The 15,230-nt window shown below is 29.2% G+C and carries 17 protein-coding genes and 3 pseudogenes; 14 read left to right on the plus strand and 6 right to left on the minus strand.

What is annotated here, in order from left to right:
• The first annotated feature begins 306 nt into the window (after window positions 1-306).
• Entirely contained in the window at window positions 307-717 is a 411-nt protein-coding gene (locus tag CLFE_RS01840) for a peptide deformylase (RefSeq protein WP_077894200.1), read from the plus strand.
• 236 nt (window positions 718-953) lie between these two features.
• Here the strand turns inward: CLFE_RS01840 and CLFE_RS01845 are convergent, their stop codons facing one another.
• Window positions 954-1,190 (minus strand): hypothetical protein, encoded by a 237-nt coding sequence (locus tag CLFE_RS01845; protein ID WP_242951659.1) that lies wholly within the window; start codon window positions 1,188-1,190, stop codon window positions 954-956.
• A gap of 24 nt (window positions 1,191-1,214) precedes the next feature.
• A complete protein-coding gene (locus CLFE_RS01850) occupies window positions 1,215-1,871 on the minus strand; it encodes a pentapeptide repeat-containing protein (RefSeq protein ID WP_077894199.1) in 657 nt (218 codons plus the stop codon).
• 626 nt (window positions 1,872-2,497) lie between these two features.
• Between CLFE_RS01850 and CLFE_RS01855 the strand changes: the two are divergent.
• Both CLFE_RS01855 and CLFE_RS01860 read left to right on the plus strand, forming a co-directional pair.
• Window positions 2,498-2,765, plus strand: a pseudogene (locus CLFE_RS01855) (23S rRNA (pseudouridine(1915)-N(3))-methyltransferase RlmH); the annotation flags it as partial.
• A 653-nt stretch (window positions 2,766-3,418) separates the two neighbouring features.
• On the plus strand, window positions 3,419-3,829 hold the full coding sequence (locus CLFE_RS01860; protein WP_077894198.1) for a peptide deformylase: 411 nt from the start codon (window positions 3,419-3,421) through the stop codon (window positions 3,827-3,829).
• Between the two features lie 88 nt (window positions 3,830-3,917).
• On the opposite strand, the pseudogene CLFE_RS01865 reads toward CLFE_RS01860, so the two are convergent.
• Together CLFE_RS01865 and CLFE_RS01870 are read right to left on the minus strand one after the other, a co-directional pair.
• Window positions 3,918-4,649: pseudogene (locus tag CLFE_RS01865) on the minus strand (IS256 family transposase); the annotation flags it as partial.
• 242 nt (window positions 4,650-4,891) lie between these two features.
• Window positions 4,892-5,437, minus strand: coding sequence for a DUF3231 family protein (locus CLFE_RS01870; protein ID WP_077833590.1), 546 nt, complete (start codon window positions 5,435-5,437; stop codon window positions 4,892-4,894).
• A gap of 645 nt (window positions 5,438-6,082) precedes the next feature.
• Here CLFE_RS01870 and CLFE_RS01875 point away from each other — a divergent pair.
• The 9 genes from CLFE_RS01875 to CLFE_RS01915 all read left to right on the plus strand — a co-directional run bounded on the left by CLFE_RS01875 (window position 6,083) and on the right by CLFE_RS01915 (window position 12,406).
• A complete protein-coding gene (locus CLFE_RS01875; protein ID WP_077894197.1) occupies window positions 6,083-6,481 on the plus strand; it encodes a MerR family transcriptional regulator in 399 nt (132 codons plus the stop codon).
• Window positions 6,482-6,612: 131 nt separating this feature from the next.
• Window positions 6,613-7,437, plus strand: a complete 825-nt coding sequence (locus CLFE_RS01880) for an EFR1 family ferrodoxin (RefSeq protein ID WP_077894238.1) — start codon at window positions 6,613-6,615, stop codon at window positions 7,435-7,437.
• An 88-nt stretch (window positions 7,438-7,525) separates the two neighbouring features.
• Window positions 7,526-7,693 (plus strand): hypothetical protein, encoded by a 168-nt coding sequence (locus CLFE_RS01885; RefSeq protein WP_169850975.1) that lies wholly within the window; start codon window positions 7,526-7,528, stop codon window positions 7,691-7,693.
• A gap of 447 nt (window positions 7,694-8,140) precedes the next feature.
• The gene (locus CLFE_RS01890) at window positions 8,141-9,094 is read left to right on the plus strand and encodes a DUF5067 domain-containing protein (protein WP_139356189.1); all 954 of its coding nucleotides are present in this window, start codon (window positions 8,141-8,143) and stop codon (window positions 9,092-9,094) included.
• Between the two features lie 244 nt (window positions 9,095-9,338).
• Entirely contained in the window at window positions 9,339-10,241 is a 903-nt protein-coding gene (locus CLFE_RS01895) for a helix-turn-helix transcriptional regulator (RefSeq protein WP_077894195.1), read from the plus strand.
• 66 nt (window positions 10,242-10,307) lie between these two features.
• Window positions 10,308-10,748 (plus strand): GyrI-like domain-containing protein, encoded by a 441-nt coding sequence (locus CLFE_RS01900; protein WP_077894194.1) that lies wholly within the window; start codon window positions 10,308-10,310, stop codon window positions 10,746-10,748.
• A 33-nt stretch (window positions 10,749-10,781) separates the two neighbouring features.
• Complete coding sequence (locus tag CLFE_RS01905) at window positions 10,782-11,654, plus strand: SPL family radical SAM protein (RefSeq protein WP_077894193.1); 873 nt, start codon at window positions 10,782-10,784, stop codon at window positions 11,652-11,654.
• Between the two features lie 96 nt (window positions 11,655-11,750).
• Window positions 11,751-11,912 carry a GNAT family N-acetyltransferase gene (locus CLFE_RS01910; protein ID WP_242951658.1) on the plus strand — a complete coding sequence of 54 codons (162 nt, stop codon included), beginning with the start codon at window positions 11,751-11,753 and terminating at the stop codon, window positions 11,910-11,912.
• Between the two features lie 53 nt (window positions 11,913-11,965).
• Window positions 11,966-12,406 (plus strand): GNAT family N-acetyltransferase, encoded by a 441-nt coding sequence (locus CLFE_RS01915; RefSeq protein WP_077894237.1) that lies wholly within the window; start codon window positions 11,966-11,968, stop codon window positions 12,404-12,406.
• 192 nt (window positions 12,407-12,598) lie between these two features.
• Here the strand turns inward: CLFE_RS01915 and CLFE_RS01920 are convergent, their stop codons facing one another.
• Together CLFE_RS01920 and CLFE_RS01925 are read right to left on the minus strand one after the other, a co-directional pair.
• Window positions 12,599-13,378, minus strand: coding sequence for an acyl-CoA thioester hydrolase/BAAT C-terminal domain-containing protein (locus CLFE_RS01920; RefSeq protein ID WP_077835912.1), 780 nt, complete (start codon window positions 13,376-13,378; stop codon window positions 12,599-12,601).
• Between the two features lie 30 nt (window positions 13,379-13,408).
• Entirely contained in the window at window positions 13,409-14,089 is a 681-nt protein-coding gene (locus CLFE_RS01925; RefSeq protein ID WP_077894192.1) for a TetR/AcrR family transcriptional regulator, read from the minus strand.
• Between the two features lie 78 nt (window positions 14,090-14,167).
• On the opposite strand from CLFE_RS01925, the pseudogene CLFE_RS01930 reads away from it, so the two are divergent.
• A pseudogene (locus CLFE_RS01930) lies at window positions 14,168-14,557 on the plus strand (RrF2 family transcriptional regulator); the annotation flags it as partial.
• 96 nt (window positions 14,558-14,653) lie between these two features.
• Window positions 14,654-15,190 carry a hypothetical protein gene (locus CLFE_RS01935; protein ID WP_077894190.1) on the plus strand — a complete coding sequence of 179 codons (537 nt, stop codon included), beginning with the start codon at window positions 14,654-14,656 and terminating at the stop codon, window positions 15,188-15,190.
• Window positions 15,191-15,230 lie beyond the last annotated feature (40 nt).

The raw sequence follows: 15,230 nt of genomic DNA on the forward strand, positions 1-15,230 counted from the left end.
ACAATTAAGATTTATTAAGCTTTTTTTAAATGTACATTCGGAAAATTCAATTCACTAGAGAGATGGTTGTATGAGGGGTGAGTTTGTAAGGTAGATAATAAAAGGCTATCCCTTACAACTGATACGGTGATCCGTATTATGTAAAAGGTATTAAACCCAATATGTCTTGTAGGCATAATAAAACATTCATGCAAGGTGATGGTTATTGTGAATACTTAATAACTGCTGAAGGTTAATATTTTTTGATTTAAGTATTCAAGAGTAGTGTGGAAAATTAGTAATTAAAGAATAAAGGGGTAATAAATTATGGTAAAGCCAATTGTAAAAGATATATTATTTTTAGGGCAAAAATCAGAGGAGACTACTAAAAATGATATATCAGTAGTTGATGATTTAATGGATACATTAAGAGCAAACTTAGAGATTTGTGTTGGGCTCGCTGGTAATATGATTGGAGTAAAAAAGCGTATATTGGTATTTGCGATAGGAAACTTTATTGTGCCTATGATAAATCCAGTTATATTAAAGAAAGAAAAGCCTTATGAAATAGAAGAGAGTTGTTTATCTTTAATTGGTTTTAGAAAAACAAAGAGATATGAAATGATAGAAGTGGAGTATCTTGATAGAAACTTTAAGAAGCAAAAACAAGTGTTTACTGGATTTACAGCACAAATAATTCAACATGAAATGGATCATTTTGAGGGGATAATAATCTAAGTGAATGGTTAAAACTTGAAGTTAAAATAATATTAATTATATTGTATATAGGGAAACATGGAATTATTTGTTTATGGTAAGGTGAACCATATCATAAATAAAGTAGACTTCTTTAAAACCGTTGATATCAATAGTTTTAAAGACAAGAATGTTTAAAGTCATAGCATAAACTAAATAAATTATATACTAAATAGTAGTGCCATTTTTTACAGGCAACTACTATTTAGTACTTCTTGTTAATAAATGTAAAACATTAAATATTCACTATCTCCATTTTGAAGCAAATAACTATTAAAATCCTTATGCCATTCGGCAAACCAAGTTCGCATGCGTTTAACCTTTTCTATATCATCAACGTCTATTTTACCTGTAAGATTAGAACCCTTCTTATTAAGTAAGGAGATTAAAGCTACATTTCCTTGAATTTCATATTTGTTTTCTACGTTTTTATAGTTCGTATTTATAAAAAGCACCTATTTCGCTATATATTAATTGGATTAAAGAGTTCCATCTACCTTATATTTTTTAAGTAGTTTGATTACATAACTTAAGGTGTGAAAAGATCTATTTTGTTGAACTGCAATGATATTTAAACCTTTGATTAACGTTGCTTCATCAAAGATATTTAATAAAATCATTAAACTTAATGGGTTGAAGGTTCCCTCTTTTGTATCAAGAACTCTTGCCTTTTTTACATATTCATTTTTCATTACGGTTTCAACAGCCTTTGCAAGTTCTGCACTAATTTCTAATTGAGGCATTTCATGAAAAATTTTAATATTTGGATTTTTAGAATCTAAATTTCTAGCTTTCTCAATATCAGTGGATAAAAATATAGTATTGTTAAATTTGGCATCTTTAAAATTAACTCCATCTAAATTTGCGGAGTCGAATATAGTATTTTCAAATACAGCATTGCTCATACTGCTCCCTTTTAAATTTGTGCCAATGAATTCTGACCATCTAAAAGTACACTTAAAAAAACCACATGACTTAAAATGCGCACCCCTAAAACTTACATAATCAAAATTTGAATTTGAAAAGTTGGTATTATAGCAATTGCTTCTCTGAAGATTTTGATACATAAAGTTCTTATCTTTCTTCTCTATATTATTGTAATGAAAGTTCCCCTTAACACTTTGATTCCTAGCCATTTCTACTGTTACCTCCATGGCAAATTTATTTTTGCCTTTTATTATTTTAATATACAAACTTTTAGTGATCCATTTTAAGTACCTACCAATGTTCTATTCATTATAATTGGTAAAGTCAGCATATTTTGAAATCTAGATATAATTATATACTATCTTTATAAATAAACAAAATAAATATGCACTTAAACAAATACTTTTGTAGCCACAAGGGCATTACTTGCGGCAACACAGCTTCAATTTGCACCAATATTTGTAGAGAGATAAAGTGTTTAAAAATTCACTTGCAGTAGTTACGGAAAACCATACAATAAGTGAATTGATTTTTTCTCAGTACGTTAAAAAAAGCTTATAAATCTAGAATTGAAATTTCAAGAAAACTAAGAACTTTAAATAACTCGCTGCCCGTAACAGATTTAAAGTTCTAAGCCTTCATGAAATTACAATTAAGATTTATTAAGCTTTTTTTAAATGCACATTCGAAAAATTTAATTCACTGGAGAGATGGTTGTATGAGGGATTGAGGTTTTAAGGGGGAAACTATATGGAGAGAGGGACTGTTCTCTCATTGCATTCGAGAAGGCGTGAACTGGGGATTTAATGATGTATTTAAATAGTTGGGTTATCTTATAAAGGATAATTTTTATGCTGTTGTTATAGATTTAAAAGGTTAGAAGGATTCGCTAGTTTTATAGATGATTTAGGTATAAGAGGAAACAGCAATATTGATTTTGTCATAGGAGAATTACTTGGGCTTTCTGATGCTGTTTTAAAAAGAGCAAACCATAAGTTGTGTTTTTCAAAAATGACTTTTCCTCATCAGCTTTTAGGGTTATGCTTTTAGATCAGGTTTACAGGGCATTTAGGATTAGTAGGGGAGAACCATACCACAAATGACGTAAATTGATTTTTTCTCAGTACGTTAAAAAAAGCTTATAAATCTAGAATTGAAATTTCAAGAAAACTAAGAACTTTAAATAACTCGCATACGCTCAGACAGATTTAAAGTTCTAAGCCTTCATGAAATTACAATTAAGATTTATTAAGCTTTTTTTAAATGCACATTCGAAAAATTAATTCACTAGAGAGATGGTTGTATGAGGGATTGAGGTACTGTTCTCTCATTGCATTCGAGAAGGCGTGGATTGGGTGAGAGAATAAGCTAAGCTTCGAAGGAAGATAATAACTTTAAATAACTGGCATACGTTCAGATAGATTTAAAGTTCTGGAGCTTCTAAAAATTATAATTAAGATTTAGTAAGCCTTTTTTAAATGCACATTCGAAAAATTTAATTCACTGGAGAGATGGTTGTATGAGGAGTTGAGGTTGTAAGGTGGATAATAAAAGGATATCCCTTACAACTGATACGGTGATCCGTATTATGTAAAAGGTATTAAACCCAATATGTCTTGTAGGCATAATAAAACATTCATGCAAGGTGATGGTTATTGTGAATACTTAATAACTGCTGAAGGTTAATATTTTTTGATTTAAGTATTCAAGAGTAGTGTGGAAAATTAGTAATTAAAGAATAAAGGGGTAATAAAATATGGTAAAGCCAATTGTAAAAGATATATTATTTTTAGGGCAAAAATCAGAGGAGACTACTAAAAATGATATATCAGTAGTTGATGATTTAATGGATACATTAAGAGCAAACTTAGAGATTTGTGTTGGGCTCGCTGGTAATATGATTGGAGTAAAAAAGCGTATATTGGTATTTGCGATAGGAAACTTTATTGTGCCTATGATAAATCCAGTTATATTAAAGAAAGAAAAGCCTCATGAAATAGAAGAGAGTTGTTTATCTTTAATTGGTTTTAGAAAAACAAAGAGATATGAAATGATAGAAGTGGAGTATCTTGATAGAAACTTTAAGAAGCAAAAACAAGTGTTTACTGGATTTACAGCACAAATAATTCAACATGAAATGGATCATTTTGAGGGGATAATAATCTAAGTGAATGGTTAAAACTTGAAGTTAAAATAATATTAATTATATTGTATATAGGGAAACATGGAATTATTTATTTATGGTAAAGTGAATGATATATAGTTTTTAAATCTTTTGCAAATTCCTTTTTATCTTTATCAGCAACATACTTTAATGTATTTCTTACTTGATGAACTATACAAAGTTGATATTCAGTATTTGGAAAAGCTGTTGATATAGACTCCCTTATTCCTGTAAGACCATCTGCACAAAGGATAAGAATAATCTTGAACACCTCTATTTTTTAATTCATTGAGAGTACTAAGCCAATATTTACTGTTTTCATTTTCTCCAATATTTATAGAAAGCACTTCTTTTCTGCCTTCATTATTTATCCTAAGAATAATGTAAGCTGCAAGTTTACGTATAATGTTATTTTCCCTTACGGAAAAATGAACTGCATCAATGAAAACAATTGGATATACTGTAGATAACGGTCTATGTTGCCATGCTTCTATTTTAGGAAGAAGTTTATTTGTTATATTTGAAACCATTCCTTCACTAACTTCAAACCCATATATGTCTTCAATTTGTTCTGAAATTTGCCTGGTACTTAATTCTTTAGAATACATAGAAATGATTTTTTCTTCTATACTAGAAATATCTTTCTGGTGTTTTTGTACTACTTTAGATTCAAAAGAACTTTCTCTATCGTGTGGTACATCTATAGTCATCTCACCATAGTTACTTCGAATCCTTTTTCATTTCTTGAGTTTGTAGTTTCAGCTCGTTCATATGGCTCATAGCCTAAATGCGCGTCCATTTCACCTTCATTCATTAGTTTTACCTTATAAATATCTTTTTTCTTGCTATAATAAAAGGCCTCCTATGATTTTTATTTTCCCATAGAAAGCCTTATGATTTTTATTTACAGACTTTTTTTCACACGCTCCTAGGCGAATCCATTATTTTTAGGATTCGCCTTCTTTTCCTCTACAACTAACATCTTACGTTAGTTAAATAATATAAAAAAAGTAGAAAGCAGATATTTGTATCTGTTTTTCTATTCTTTTACGAACTTGTTATTAATTATTGTTGTTTTGTTTCATGATGAAGTGGTGGTGGAACTAGCCAACCTTTATCTTTCATGATTTGTAATAATGCTGCTCCATCTTTTGCTTTTTTTGCACCCATTTGGCCAAATAATAATCCAACATCTTCACGAATTGATTGACTCATTCCTTGACTACTTGCTACAACACCTGATGCTATATCAGCAGCTACTATATAAGCTATTTGTGCATCTTGCAATCTCGCTCCAACTGGAATTTGTTCAAGGTCTGCTTCAGGTCGTTCTGCTGGTGTGGGTGGAACCGCGATATCGTTATGCTGTAATATTTCTTCTATTTCTTTTATTGATGGTTTGATTGATGATTTAATTACTTGTTTTAAAAATGCTTTTAACTCTTGGTCACCAGTATGATTAATAAAAACTTGATAATTGTCTAATGCACCTTTTGCAACTGATAAAGAGCTCCATAGTCCAAATACTTCTCCATAATGTAGAGGCTCATCTTGAGGATTTCCACTTAAAATTCCCATAATAATATTACTTCCTTTCGTTATTAGATTCATACAACTCTCCTTGTCTTTGAATAATCACAAAACTATTATTTGACTAATAGTAGATTTTATACATATGATGTGGTAGAAGAATTGTTAATTATGGGAGAGAAAGTAAGTAGTAGTAACTACCAAGATGCAGAAGATAAACAAACTGTTTAATAATCGGGTTAAATCGATATTCTTTGATTTTACAGATATTAATACCTTTTACAAAGCACTAAAAGATGTAGGTAGAGTATTTCTTATGGGTACTACACATGTTGGAAAACCAAAAAAGTTATTTTTATGGGGGCAACATGACTATTGAAGTATTATGGAAAAGAATAAAGAATTCGAAAAAATCAATTCACTGGAGAGATAGATGTATGAGGGATTGAGGTTGTAAGGGGAAAGTTAAATGGAGAGATGGACTGTTCTCACATTGCATTCGAGAAGGCGTGAACTGGGTGAGAAGATGGAAGCTTAAAGAAACTAATAACTTTAAATAAATTGTATACACTCAGACAGATTTAAAGTTCTGGGGATTCTTCTTCAGTTTTTGCTATAACAATATAGCAAAAGTATATTATTAGATAATCTTGGAGTTGATATATTTGAGAGTATATAATATTAATTAAGAAAATAGTGTTATTGAAATTGAAAGGAAAGATGTATATGGAAGGTGATTATACTATTGGGGATTTGGTAAAGAAGTTAAACATAAATAAGGAGACTATAAGGTACTATGAAAAAATCGGCTTACTTTCTGAGCCTAAAAAGAATGCAAACGGATATAGAATATATTCAGAAAAAGATATAGAGATGATTAGATTTATATGTATAATTAAAAATTTTGGTTTCTCGTTGAGGGAAATAAGTATATTAATACACGACGAAATATTATGTGGAAATATTGAAGATATCAAAAGGATTGTTGAAGGTAAAATAAATGAATTAAGTGTAAAAATAAATAAATTAGAAGAAACTAAGAAGCTACTTGAAAAAGTTAAGAGAAGTTTATTATCAAAAGATATGGAAGGTTGTAAAGACATGGAGATTTATTTGAAGAAATAGTCTTGACTGTGTACCATAGTACTTAGTCTATAATACCATTAGAGACCAGAATATCCGTTTTAGAAAAAGTAATTTTTTAAATACGATAAGGTGAAAATTACTTGAAAATATTAATAAAAGGAGAGGCTTTTATGGTAATAGATAAGGATACAATACTATATTATTCAGGAACAGGTAATAGTTTTCAAGTAGCTAAGGATATAAATAGTGAACTAAGAGGATTTAAGTTATGTAATATATCTTCAATTATTACAGAAGAGAAAATAAAAATTGAAGGGAAAGTACTTGGAATAGTTTTCCCAGTAGTTTATGCACGGTTACCATTGATATTAGAAAGATTCTTAGAAAAGCTAGAAATTACTAAAGATATATATGTTTTTGCAGTAGCAACCCATGGAGGAGCTCCTGCTGAAGTATTAATTAAATTGAGAAAAGCATTAAAAAATAAAGGTATAGTATTAAATTCAGGCTTTTTAATCCATATGCCAGGAAACAATATTTTCGCATATGGGGCAAATTCTATTAAAAAACAAAACAAGGCTTTTGAAAGGGAAAAGAAAAGAATAAAGAAGATAGCTCATTTAGTTAGTGAAAGAAAAAACTGCAAATGTGAATTAAGTAAAATAATGATTGATACATTAATCGATAGAGTTTTTATTAATATGACAGATAAGATAGTAGGAAATCTTCATTTAAGGGATGAAGATTTTTGGGTTAATGATAATTGTAATAGTTGTAAATTATGTGAAAGAATTTGCCCAGTTAATAACATAGAATTTATTACTGATAAACCAATATGGAATCATAATTGTGAGCAATGTGCAGCTTGTATTCAATATTGCCCTAAGCAAGCCATTCAATGGAGAAATAAAACTTCTAAAAGAAGGCGCTATAAAAATCCTAATATTAATGTGATTGAGATAACTCACTGGAAAGATGGCAGTATGAGGAGTTGAGCTTGTTAAAGTATATGAAGAGAGGGAATGTTCTCTCATTGCATTTGAGAATACGTTAGATTTATATGATATAAAACGTGCAGACAAAATGAAGTATACAAGAGGTAGAGATGTAGAATTACCACAATGCTGCATTTTAAGTGAACATGGGCATTTTCTTTTATATTATAATGGCTTTTTTTATGATAATATACATGGAATTTTTACGGAATATGATTTTTCTAGGTTAGTAGCATATTTAGAAATAAATATTTGATATCATAAATTTAAATAAAAAATAGTAGCCTTCAATTACTAGGAAGGTATACTATTTTTTTTATAGGTAATATTTAAATTTCTAATAAATATTAATGTGGTAAATGTAACATATTATTAATTAAATTACAAATAAAATATACAAATTTTTGAAAAGAACATTTATAACGAATTAAATAAATGTTATAATAAAAATATACAAGAAAAAAGTATTATATTGACTAATTGTGGAGCTGAGTTGTAAAAATTTCAAAGTATAAAACCTATAGCTTGTATATTTTTTAATAGGCTTTTTTTGTTTTTAAATAAATTAAGAATAAAAAGAGAGTCAACAAAGATATCCGGTGAAAAATATAAAACCCTATCCAATATAAAGATAGGTAAAGCTAGATTTTAAGAATTATACAAGACACTAAAAACAAAGGAAAAAGGGAGAAAGATGGACAAAATGAAAATAAAAAAATTATTTCAGGTATTTACTATTATTTTTGCTAGTTTTATGCTACTAACGGCTTGCACTAGTGGGAATAAAGACTCAGAAGCAAAACTATGGGACTCTAAAACCAAAACTTACACTGATGATGTAGTGAAAATGACATATATCAAAACTCGAGTGCACGATATTGAGTATAATGCTTGGGAGGAAAATAAGGATGTAGACCTTAAGACTATTAACCTTGATGGAAAAGATAGAATTGCAGTCCGTGTTTATTGGAAGTTAGAGAATAATTCTGGAAGTACAATTTCTTTTAAAAGACTTTATGCGCACGCCATTAATGGTATTCCTTCAGTCAGTTCTGTAACCCAGGGTGGTAAAAAAAAGACTTTGGTACGTATTACAACTAGTGCTTGGCCAATTGAAAAAGGATATGATAAAAGCCACGAAGATTTGAAGCCTGGTGAATCCGTTAAGACATTTGATACGTATATACTAGATGATACAACAACTCCAATTGTAGTTTATTTTAATAAGTATGGAGAAGACAAAAGCGAGGGCAGTTATAAGATAAGTTGGGAAGGATCACAAATTACTACTAATCAATTAACATTAGATGCTATTAATAACTCAAATAAAATGGCAGAAACCAATAAAAAGAAGGAAGCAGACATAGATGATAAAATTACAAAAGTCTTTGATGGTATTGCAGTAGATAAGGATGCTAAATCAACATGGACAAAAGCAGATTATGATGCACTGGTAAAGGACTATGGTTCTGGTACTAAGCTGACAGATATTATTGCGAAATACCCACATCCTAGTTATAAGTATAAGGATGGAGGAGATATTTCGTTGCAATATGGAAAGCCAGAAGGTGATAATTTTGTATCTCTTAGTTTTCAACGAATAACAGGAACGTCTGATTTTGAATTGGTTAGTAAAAAAGAAAATGGTCTAAGGTAAAAACAAAGGTAGAGTAAGGTAATTATTCAAATTTAATAAGCCTCAGTAGTGGTATAGTTTGACTGCTACTGAGGCTTATGGTTTATGTATTTTTTACTAAAATCATTAAGCTATATATAAAAAAAGTATTAGTGTATAATTACAATATTGAAGTGGTGTTTAATTATCACCTATTTTAATTGAATACAGTTACGGTGGGGCAATAGTATAAATCAAATCCATATATAACAAAGGGGAAAGCATTATGCAAGTAAATAGATTATTTGAAATCATATATATTCTTTTAGAGAAAAATATTGTAACAGCAAAAGAATTATCAGAACGATTTGAAGTATCGCAAAGAACTATTTATAGAGATATTGAAGCACTTTCTACAGCAGGAATCCCAGTATATATGAGTAAAGGAAAAGGTGGAGGCATATCTATATTACCGAACTTTATATTGAATAAAGCTATACTAACAGAAGAAGAAAAGTCAGAAATATTATCATCTATAAGAGCTGTTAATGCTGTGAGTTTTAATGCTTCGGAATCTGAAAAGGTTCTTAGAAAGTTAAATAATATGTTAGGTGAAAATGATACTGATTGGATAGAAGTTGATTTTTCAAATTGGGGAAATGCAGGAAAAGAAGTGGAAACTTTTAATAATATTAAAGCTGCAATATTAAGTAAAAAAGTAGTAAAGTTTGATTACAGCAGTGGGAAGGGTGAAAATATTAGTAGGGAAGTATGCCCATTAAAGTTGTATTTCAAGGGACAAAGTTGGTATATGTATGGATATTGTAAAATGCGAAAAGATTATAGATTTTTTAAATTAAGAAGGGTGAAAAATTTATATATGATAGAAGAGAGTTTTAATATGAAATCGCCAAAAAATATAAAGAAGGAAGATAATATTTTTAATGATGAATTCATTACTTTAAAAATGAAAATTTCTTCTAAAATGGAGTATAGAATATATGATGAATTTGAAGATTTTAAGAAGCTAGATGATGGAAGTTTTATTGTTACTACTAAATACCCAAAGGGGGAATGGCTTTTTGGTTATATATCTTCATTTGGAGAGGAATGCGAGGTTTTAGAGCCACAAGAAATAAGAAAAGAAATAAGAAATAGAATTAAAAGAATGCTTTTTAATTATTCTTAATATGACATGTAGTTGTCATATTAAGCTTAGTATAATAACCTTATCAAATATATGGAGGTTATGAATATGAAGTATGAGATTGTTAGCTTAAAAGAAAAAATAGTAGTTGGGGTTAGTGCTATTACAGGTAATGATGATCCTAATATGGGAAAAACTATTGGAGGTCTTTGGGAAAAGTTATATCAAGGTGGTATTAATAGAACAATAAGAAATAAAGTGAATGAATATGCTATAGGACTTTATTCAGATTATGAAGATAATAAATATTTAGTTACAGCAGGAAATGAGGTTAGTAAGGCTGAAAATGAAGGGCTTACAATAAAGAAAATTCCTGCAGGCAAATATGCTAAGTTTTCTATTGAAGGACATATGGAAAAAGCGGTTGCAGAAGCTTGGAATAAAATTTGGGAAATGGATTTAGAGAGAACCTATAAAGCGGATTTTGAAGAGTATTTGAATTCAGATTTTGATAATGCTAAGATTGATATTTATATTTCGCTTAAATAATAACAGATGGTTGTTTAGAAAGGAGTTACGATTATGCATAATGTATTGGTAAAGGGGATACTATCCAGTAGTAATGGAATGAATATTTATAGAGGATGTACTCATGGATGTATATATTGTGACTCCAGAAGTCTTTGCTACGGAATGGGCCATATTTTTGAAGACATAGAGGTTAAGGTTAATGGGCCACAGATATTAGAGGATACGCTTAGGAGAAAAAGAAAAAAGTGTATGATTGGAACTGGTGCAATGACTGATCCTTACATTCATCTAGAAGAAAAACTTAAAAACACAAGAAAATGTTTAGAGATAATTGATAAGTATGGATTTGGATTATCGATATTAACTAAATCAAATAGAATATTAAGAGATTTGGATTTGCTAAAAAGTATAAATGATAAAGCAAAGTGTGTTGTGCAGATGACCTTAACAACTTATGATGAAGAATTATGCAAGGTTATTGAGCCAAAGGTTTCTACAACAAAAGAGAGATTTGAGGTTTTAAAGATAATGAGGGATAACAAAATTCCTACAGTGGTTTGGCTAAGTCCTATTTTACCTTATATAAATGATACAGAGGAAAATATAAGGGGAATTTTAGATTATTGTATAGAAGCTAAAGTTAAAGGAATTATAGTATTTGGTATTGGATTAACCTTAAGAAATGGAAATAGGGAATATTATTACAAGAATTTAGATAAGCATTTTAAAGGTTTAAAAGAAAAATACATAAGACAATATGGTAATAGTTATGAAGTAATAAGTAATAACCACAAAAAACTTATGAAAATTATTAAAGAAAGCTGTAATAAGAATAATATTGTTTGTGACATAAGAGAAGTTTTTAATTATATAAGAACTTTTGAAGAGAAAAATAATGAAGTACAAATGGGTTTTGATATATAGGAAATTTAAAATTAGAGTGAAGTTACTATGTTATAATAAAAGAATTAAATAAGTTATACGCAAAAGACAAATAGTAATTTCAAGAGGTGATTTTAAATGATGGAATTAAGAACGGATCGATTGATAATACGTAGATTTTCAGAAAATGATGGTGAGGATTTATACGAGTACTTTTCCAACCCTAGAGTACTAGAGTTTGAACCATATAAGCCATTTACAAAAGATGAATCTTTTATGCAGAAGCAAAAAGGCATGTGAGTGACGAAAGATTCCTTGCCGTATGTCTAAAAGAGGGAAAGTGGTGGAGAAATATGGAGTTAGAGGTAACTAAGTTATCAGAAGAATATTTGGAGGAATGTGTAGATTTATTTATAGATACATTCTCAAGAGAACCTTGGAATGATGAATATAATTCAAGAGAACAGGTAAAGGATTTTTTTATAAACCATATGAAAAATAATTACTTTTTAGGATATGTAGGCTTGATAGATCAAAAAGTTATAGCGTTAAGTATAGGAATGAAAAAGCCTTGGCTTTATGGATTGGAGTATTACATAGATGAGTTTTGCATAGGACATGATTTTCAAGGAAAAGGTATTGGAAGTTTGTTTTTGAAAAATATAGAAGAGTTATTAGCTGATGATAAGGTAGAAGGGATGATACTTAATACAGAAAGAGATTATCCTTCTTATGAGTTTTACAAAAAAAATGGCTTTAAAGTTATAGGGAATTTAATTGTTTTGGGAAAATAATCAATTGTAGAAGCTGATTGATGAATTAGCAAAAGGAAAAGCAATTATAAGATTTTAAGGAAATGATGATCAATAGAGAAGAACACTGATTCAATATATAAAACAATCAGTGTTCTTATTTTTGGAAAGTTATGACATTAATACAAAATGCATAAGCAAAACTTCTGCAGATAAGTGTATGACTTATTTAAGTCATTTTACATTTGTCTTTAAATAACTTATTATTTCGCTGACTGATTCTTTATACCATAAAAAGTAATGCCCTTCTAAGTTTAAAGGAATGTGCTTAATATTATCTTTACTTTTGCTATTTTTCACTAGGGTGTTGCACATATTTTTACTTGGCCAATATGTATCATTTTCAGATGAAAGTAGCATTACTTTACCTTTATAGTTATCGAGATTTATTAAGGCGTCTGGATTAAAATTTTTTTCTATGGAAGTTTCATGACACTTGCAGAAATTTTTGTTCTTTGCATAATTCATGGAAGTTTCATCAAAAGAAAATTTGATATAGGGTAATTCTTTATTGTTAAAAGACCACGAAGATTTTGGCGGTACTTTATATATGCTGAAAAGATCTTCTGGCAAGCCTTGAAAAACATATGAACTAGGAACTGTTGCTATAGTAATTGCTGATTTTATATAATTTGTTAATACTAAAGCGGCTTCGCCACCTTTAGATTGACCTATAATAATTACTTTATCATCAGGAATATTCTGTTTTTCTTTAATAAAGTTTATAGCATTTTCGAAATATTCTATTGGCACCATTTCTAAAGACTTTGGAAGTTCTCCAATTCCATAGTATGCTAAGAATAAAATATTAAAGTTCTGCTTTAAATAATTTAATAAATCATCACTTATATTAGTTGGAAGCCCAGGTAAGCTACCACTCATAATAACTACTAATGGTTTTCCTTCATTTTCGTAAAAGTCTGCATAAATTTTCTTTGATCTATATTGTTCCATTTTTAAATACCTCCGTATAATACTAATTTTTTATCCAAGAAGTTCTTTGTAATCTGAATTAATAACTTTCTTTATATATTTATGTACATTCTCAGCTTTGTGATTTATATTTAAAGCCTTGAGATGATAAGTGCACAAAGAGAAAATTATATCTTCTATACTGCATTTAAGTTTTTCATCAAGCCAATTGCTTATTACACCAAAGATACTATGTGTAAGAAGAACTGAGGTTATTTCTATATTGTCTATAATGCACAAATGATTTTTTCTTAAATGTTCTAGCATCGTTTTTAAATAAAAAGATGTTCTGTCTAGTATTTCTGAACGTTTTTTTTCAAATGATTCATTAATTCCCATAGATTTCACAAATAATATTTTAGCAAATTCTTTATTTTTGGCGTATATACATACTGCACTTGTCATTGATCTTGTAAATTGTTCGATTATATTGTCTTTTGAAAACTTTGAACTTTCAGAAGCAGCTTCTATACTCATATTTGAAATTTCCTCAAAGATATGTACTAATATCTCTTCTTTAGTGCTAAAGTAAGAATAAAAAGAGCCTACAGATATAGAAGCTTCATTAGTAATGTCTTTTATAGAAGTATCTATATAGCCCTTTTTTGAAAAAACATCTGCAGCTGCTTTTAAGATTGCTTTTCTCTTTAGTTCTTTTTTATCCTCTGTTTTTCCTAAAATAATATTATCCATAAAATTCACTCCCGAAGTAAATGATTGAATTTGAATTCAAATTCATTATAAATCCAAAAATATAGGTTGTCAATATAAAACAAGGTATATACAAAATTAAGAAAAGCATATATTGTGAAGTCAATTCCAGGAGTTAATGGAGGATATGGGTTGGCACGTAATCCAGAAGACATATCATTTTGGGATATAGTTGAAGCAGTAGAAGGGAGTTCTCCATTATTTCAATGTGCGGAAATTAGACAAAACGAGATATTGTTAGATAAGGATAACTTACCGGATACACATACAAAGTGTCCCTGCTTAATAAAGGTAGTTATGTTGGAAGCAGAGGAACAGATGAGACAATATTTAAGGACTAAGACTTTAGCGTGGCTGCACGAACAAGTAAAGAAAAAGCTTCCTGATGAACATAGTAAAGCGACAATTGAGTGGTTTAAGAATGTTAAGTCAAGGAAATCAGGGAGTTAGAAAAGTATATTTTGGTATGATAAACCGCACCCAAAATATTTCTAAATTAATTTTTCCTAGTACGGTAAGCTAGATATCAAAAGGAGAAAACAAAATATGAATATTGGTTATGTAGCGGTTGAAACATTTATTCCATGGAAAAAGTATAAGCAGTGGAGCAGACTTTTTCAAGTGAAAGAGATTATTTCGCTTGATTGTGCCTTATGCCCAAGTATTGTTAAGGATAGAGATATTGAGAGTAAATACAGATGTTTCCCAAAATACGGATTTTATTATGATATTCTAAATAATTTAAATGTACTCTTAAAGAATGTTGATAATAGAGAAGAAAAACAGATACTTGCAGTTGTAAGAAAACCTAAATATGATTGTAGTAATGTTTTATTGGATAAACGTTTTAAGTTTTATGGATACGACCTTATTGAGGATTCTACTAGAATAAGTGCTCTCACTAACTGTGGAAGATTTGATAAAGCTTTTAGTTCAAATGATATTTCTGAATTTGGTCTAATTAAGGAATATAAAAAAGCTAAAGAAATTCAATCATTACTTTTAGAAAATTATCCTGATGAGGAACATGTAGATTGTGTTTTGTGGGGTATATGGAGAATGGAAGATAATAGTCGTAGATAATTGCATTAACCTTATATGTATTTCATCGATAACTAAGATG

Source organism: Clostridium felsineum DSM 794, from assembly GCF_002006355.2.
Taxonomy (GTDB): Bacteria; Bacillota; Clostridia; order Clostridiales; family Clostridiaceae; genus Clostridium_S; species Clostridium_S felsineum.

Bases quoted from the DNA above. Each gene is read 5' to 3' on its own strand.
- CLFE_RS01900 (WP_077894194.1), top strand. From the start codon at position 10,308: ATGAAGTATGAGATTGTTAGCTTAAAAGAAAAAATAGTAGTTGGGGTT.
- CLFE_RS01870 (WP_077833590.1), bottom strand. From the start codon at position 5,437: ATGAATCTAATAACGAAAGGAAGTAATATTATTATGGGAATTTTAAGT.
- CLFE_RS01925 (WP_077894192.1), bottom strand. From the start codon at position 14,089: ATGGATAATATTATTTTAGGAAAAACAGAGGATAAAAAAGAACTAAAG.
- CLFE_RS01915 (WP_077894237.1), top strand. From the start codon at position 11,966: ATGGAGTTAGAGGTAACTAAGTTATCAGAAGAATATTTGGAGGAATGT.
- CLFE_RS01880 (WP_077894238.1), top strand. From the start codon at position 6,613: ATGGTAATAGATAAGGATACAATACTATATTATTCAGGAACAGGTAAT.
- CLFE_RS01860 (WP_077894198.1), top strand. From the start codon at position 3,419: ATGGTAAAGCCAATTGTAAAAGATATATTATTTTTAGGGCAAAAATCA.
- CLFE_RS01935 (WP_077894190.1), top strand. From the start codon at position 14,654: ATGAATATTGGTTATGTAGCGGTTGAAACATTTATTCCATGGAAAAAG.
- CLFE_RS01885 (WP_169850975.1), top strand. From the start codon at position 7,526: ATGAAGTATACAAGAGGTAGAGATGTAGAATTACCACAATGCTGCATT.
- CLFE_RS01850 (WP_077894199.1), bottom strand. From the start codon at position 1,871: ATGGCTAGGAATCAAAGTGTTAAGGGGAACTTTCATTACAATAATATA.
- CLFE_RS01905 (WP_077894193.1), top strand. From the start codon at position 10,782: ATGCATAATGTATTGGTAAAGGGGATACTATCCAGTAGTAATGGAATG.
- CLFE_RS01920 (WP_077835912.1), bottom strand. From the start codon at position 13,378: ATGGAACAATATAGATCAAAGAAAATTTATGCAGACTTTTACGAAAAT.
- CLFE_RS01890 (WP_139356189.1), top strand. From the start codon at position 8,141: ATGAAAATAAAAAAATTATTTCAGGTATTTACTATTATTTTTGCTAGT.
- CLFE_RS01910 (WP_242951658.1), top strand. From the start codon at position 11,751: ATGATGGAATTAAGAACGGATCGATTGATAATACGTAGATTTTCAGAA.
- CLFE_RS01840 (WP_077894200.1), top strand. From the start codon at position 307: ATGGTAAAGCCAATTGTAAAAGATATATTATTTTTAGGGCAAAAATCA.
- CLFE_RS01895 (WP_077894195.1), top strand. From the start codon at position 9,339: ATGCAAGTAAATAGATTATTTGAAATCATATATATTCTTTTAGAGAAA.
- CLFE_RS01875 (WP_077894197.1), top strand. From the start codon at position 6,083: ATGGAAGGTGATTATACTATTGGGGATTTGGTAAAGAAGTTAAACATA.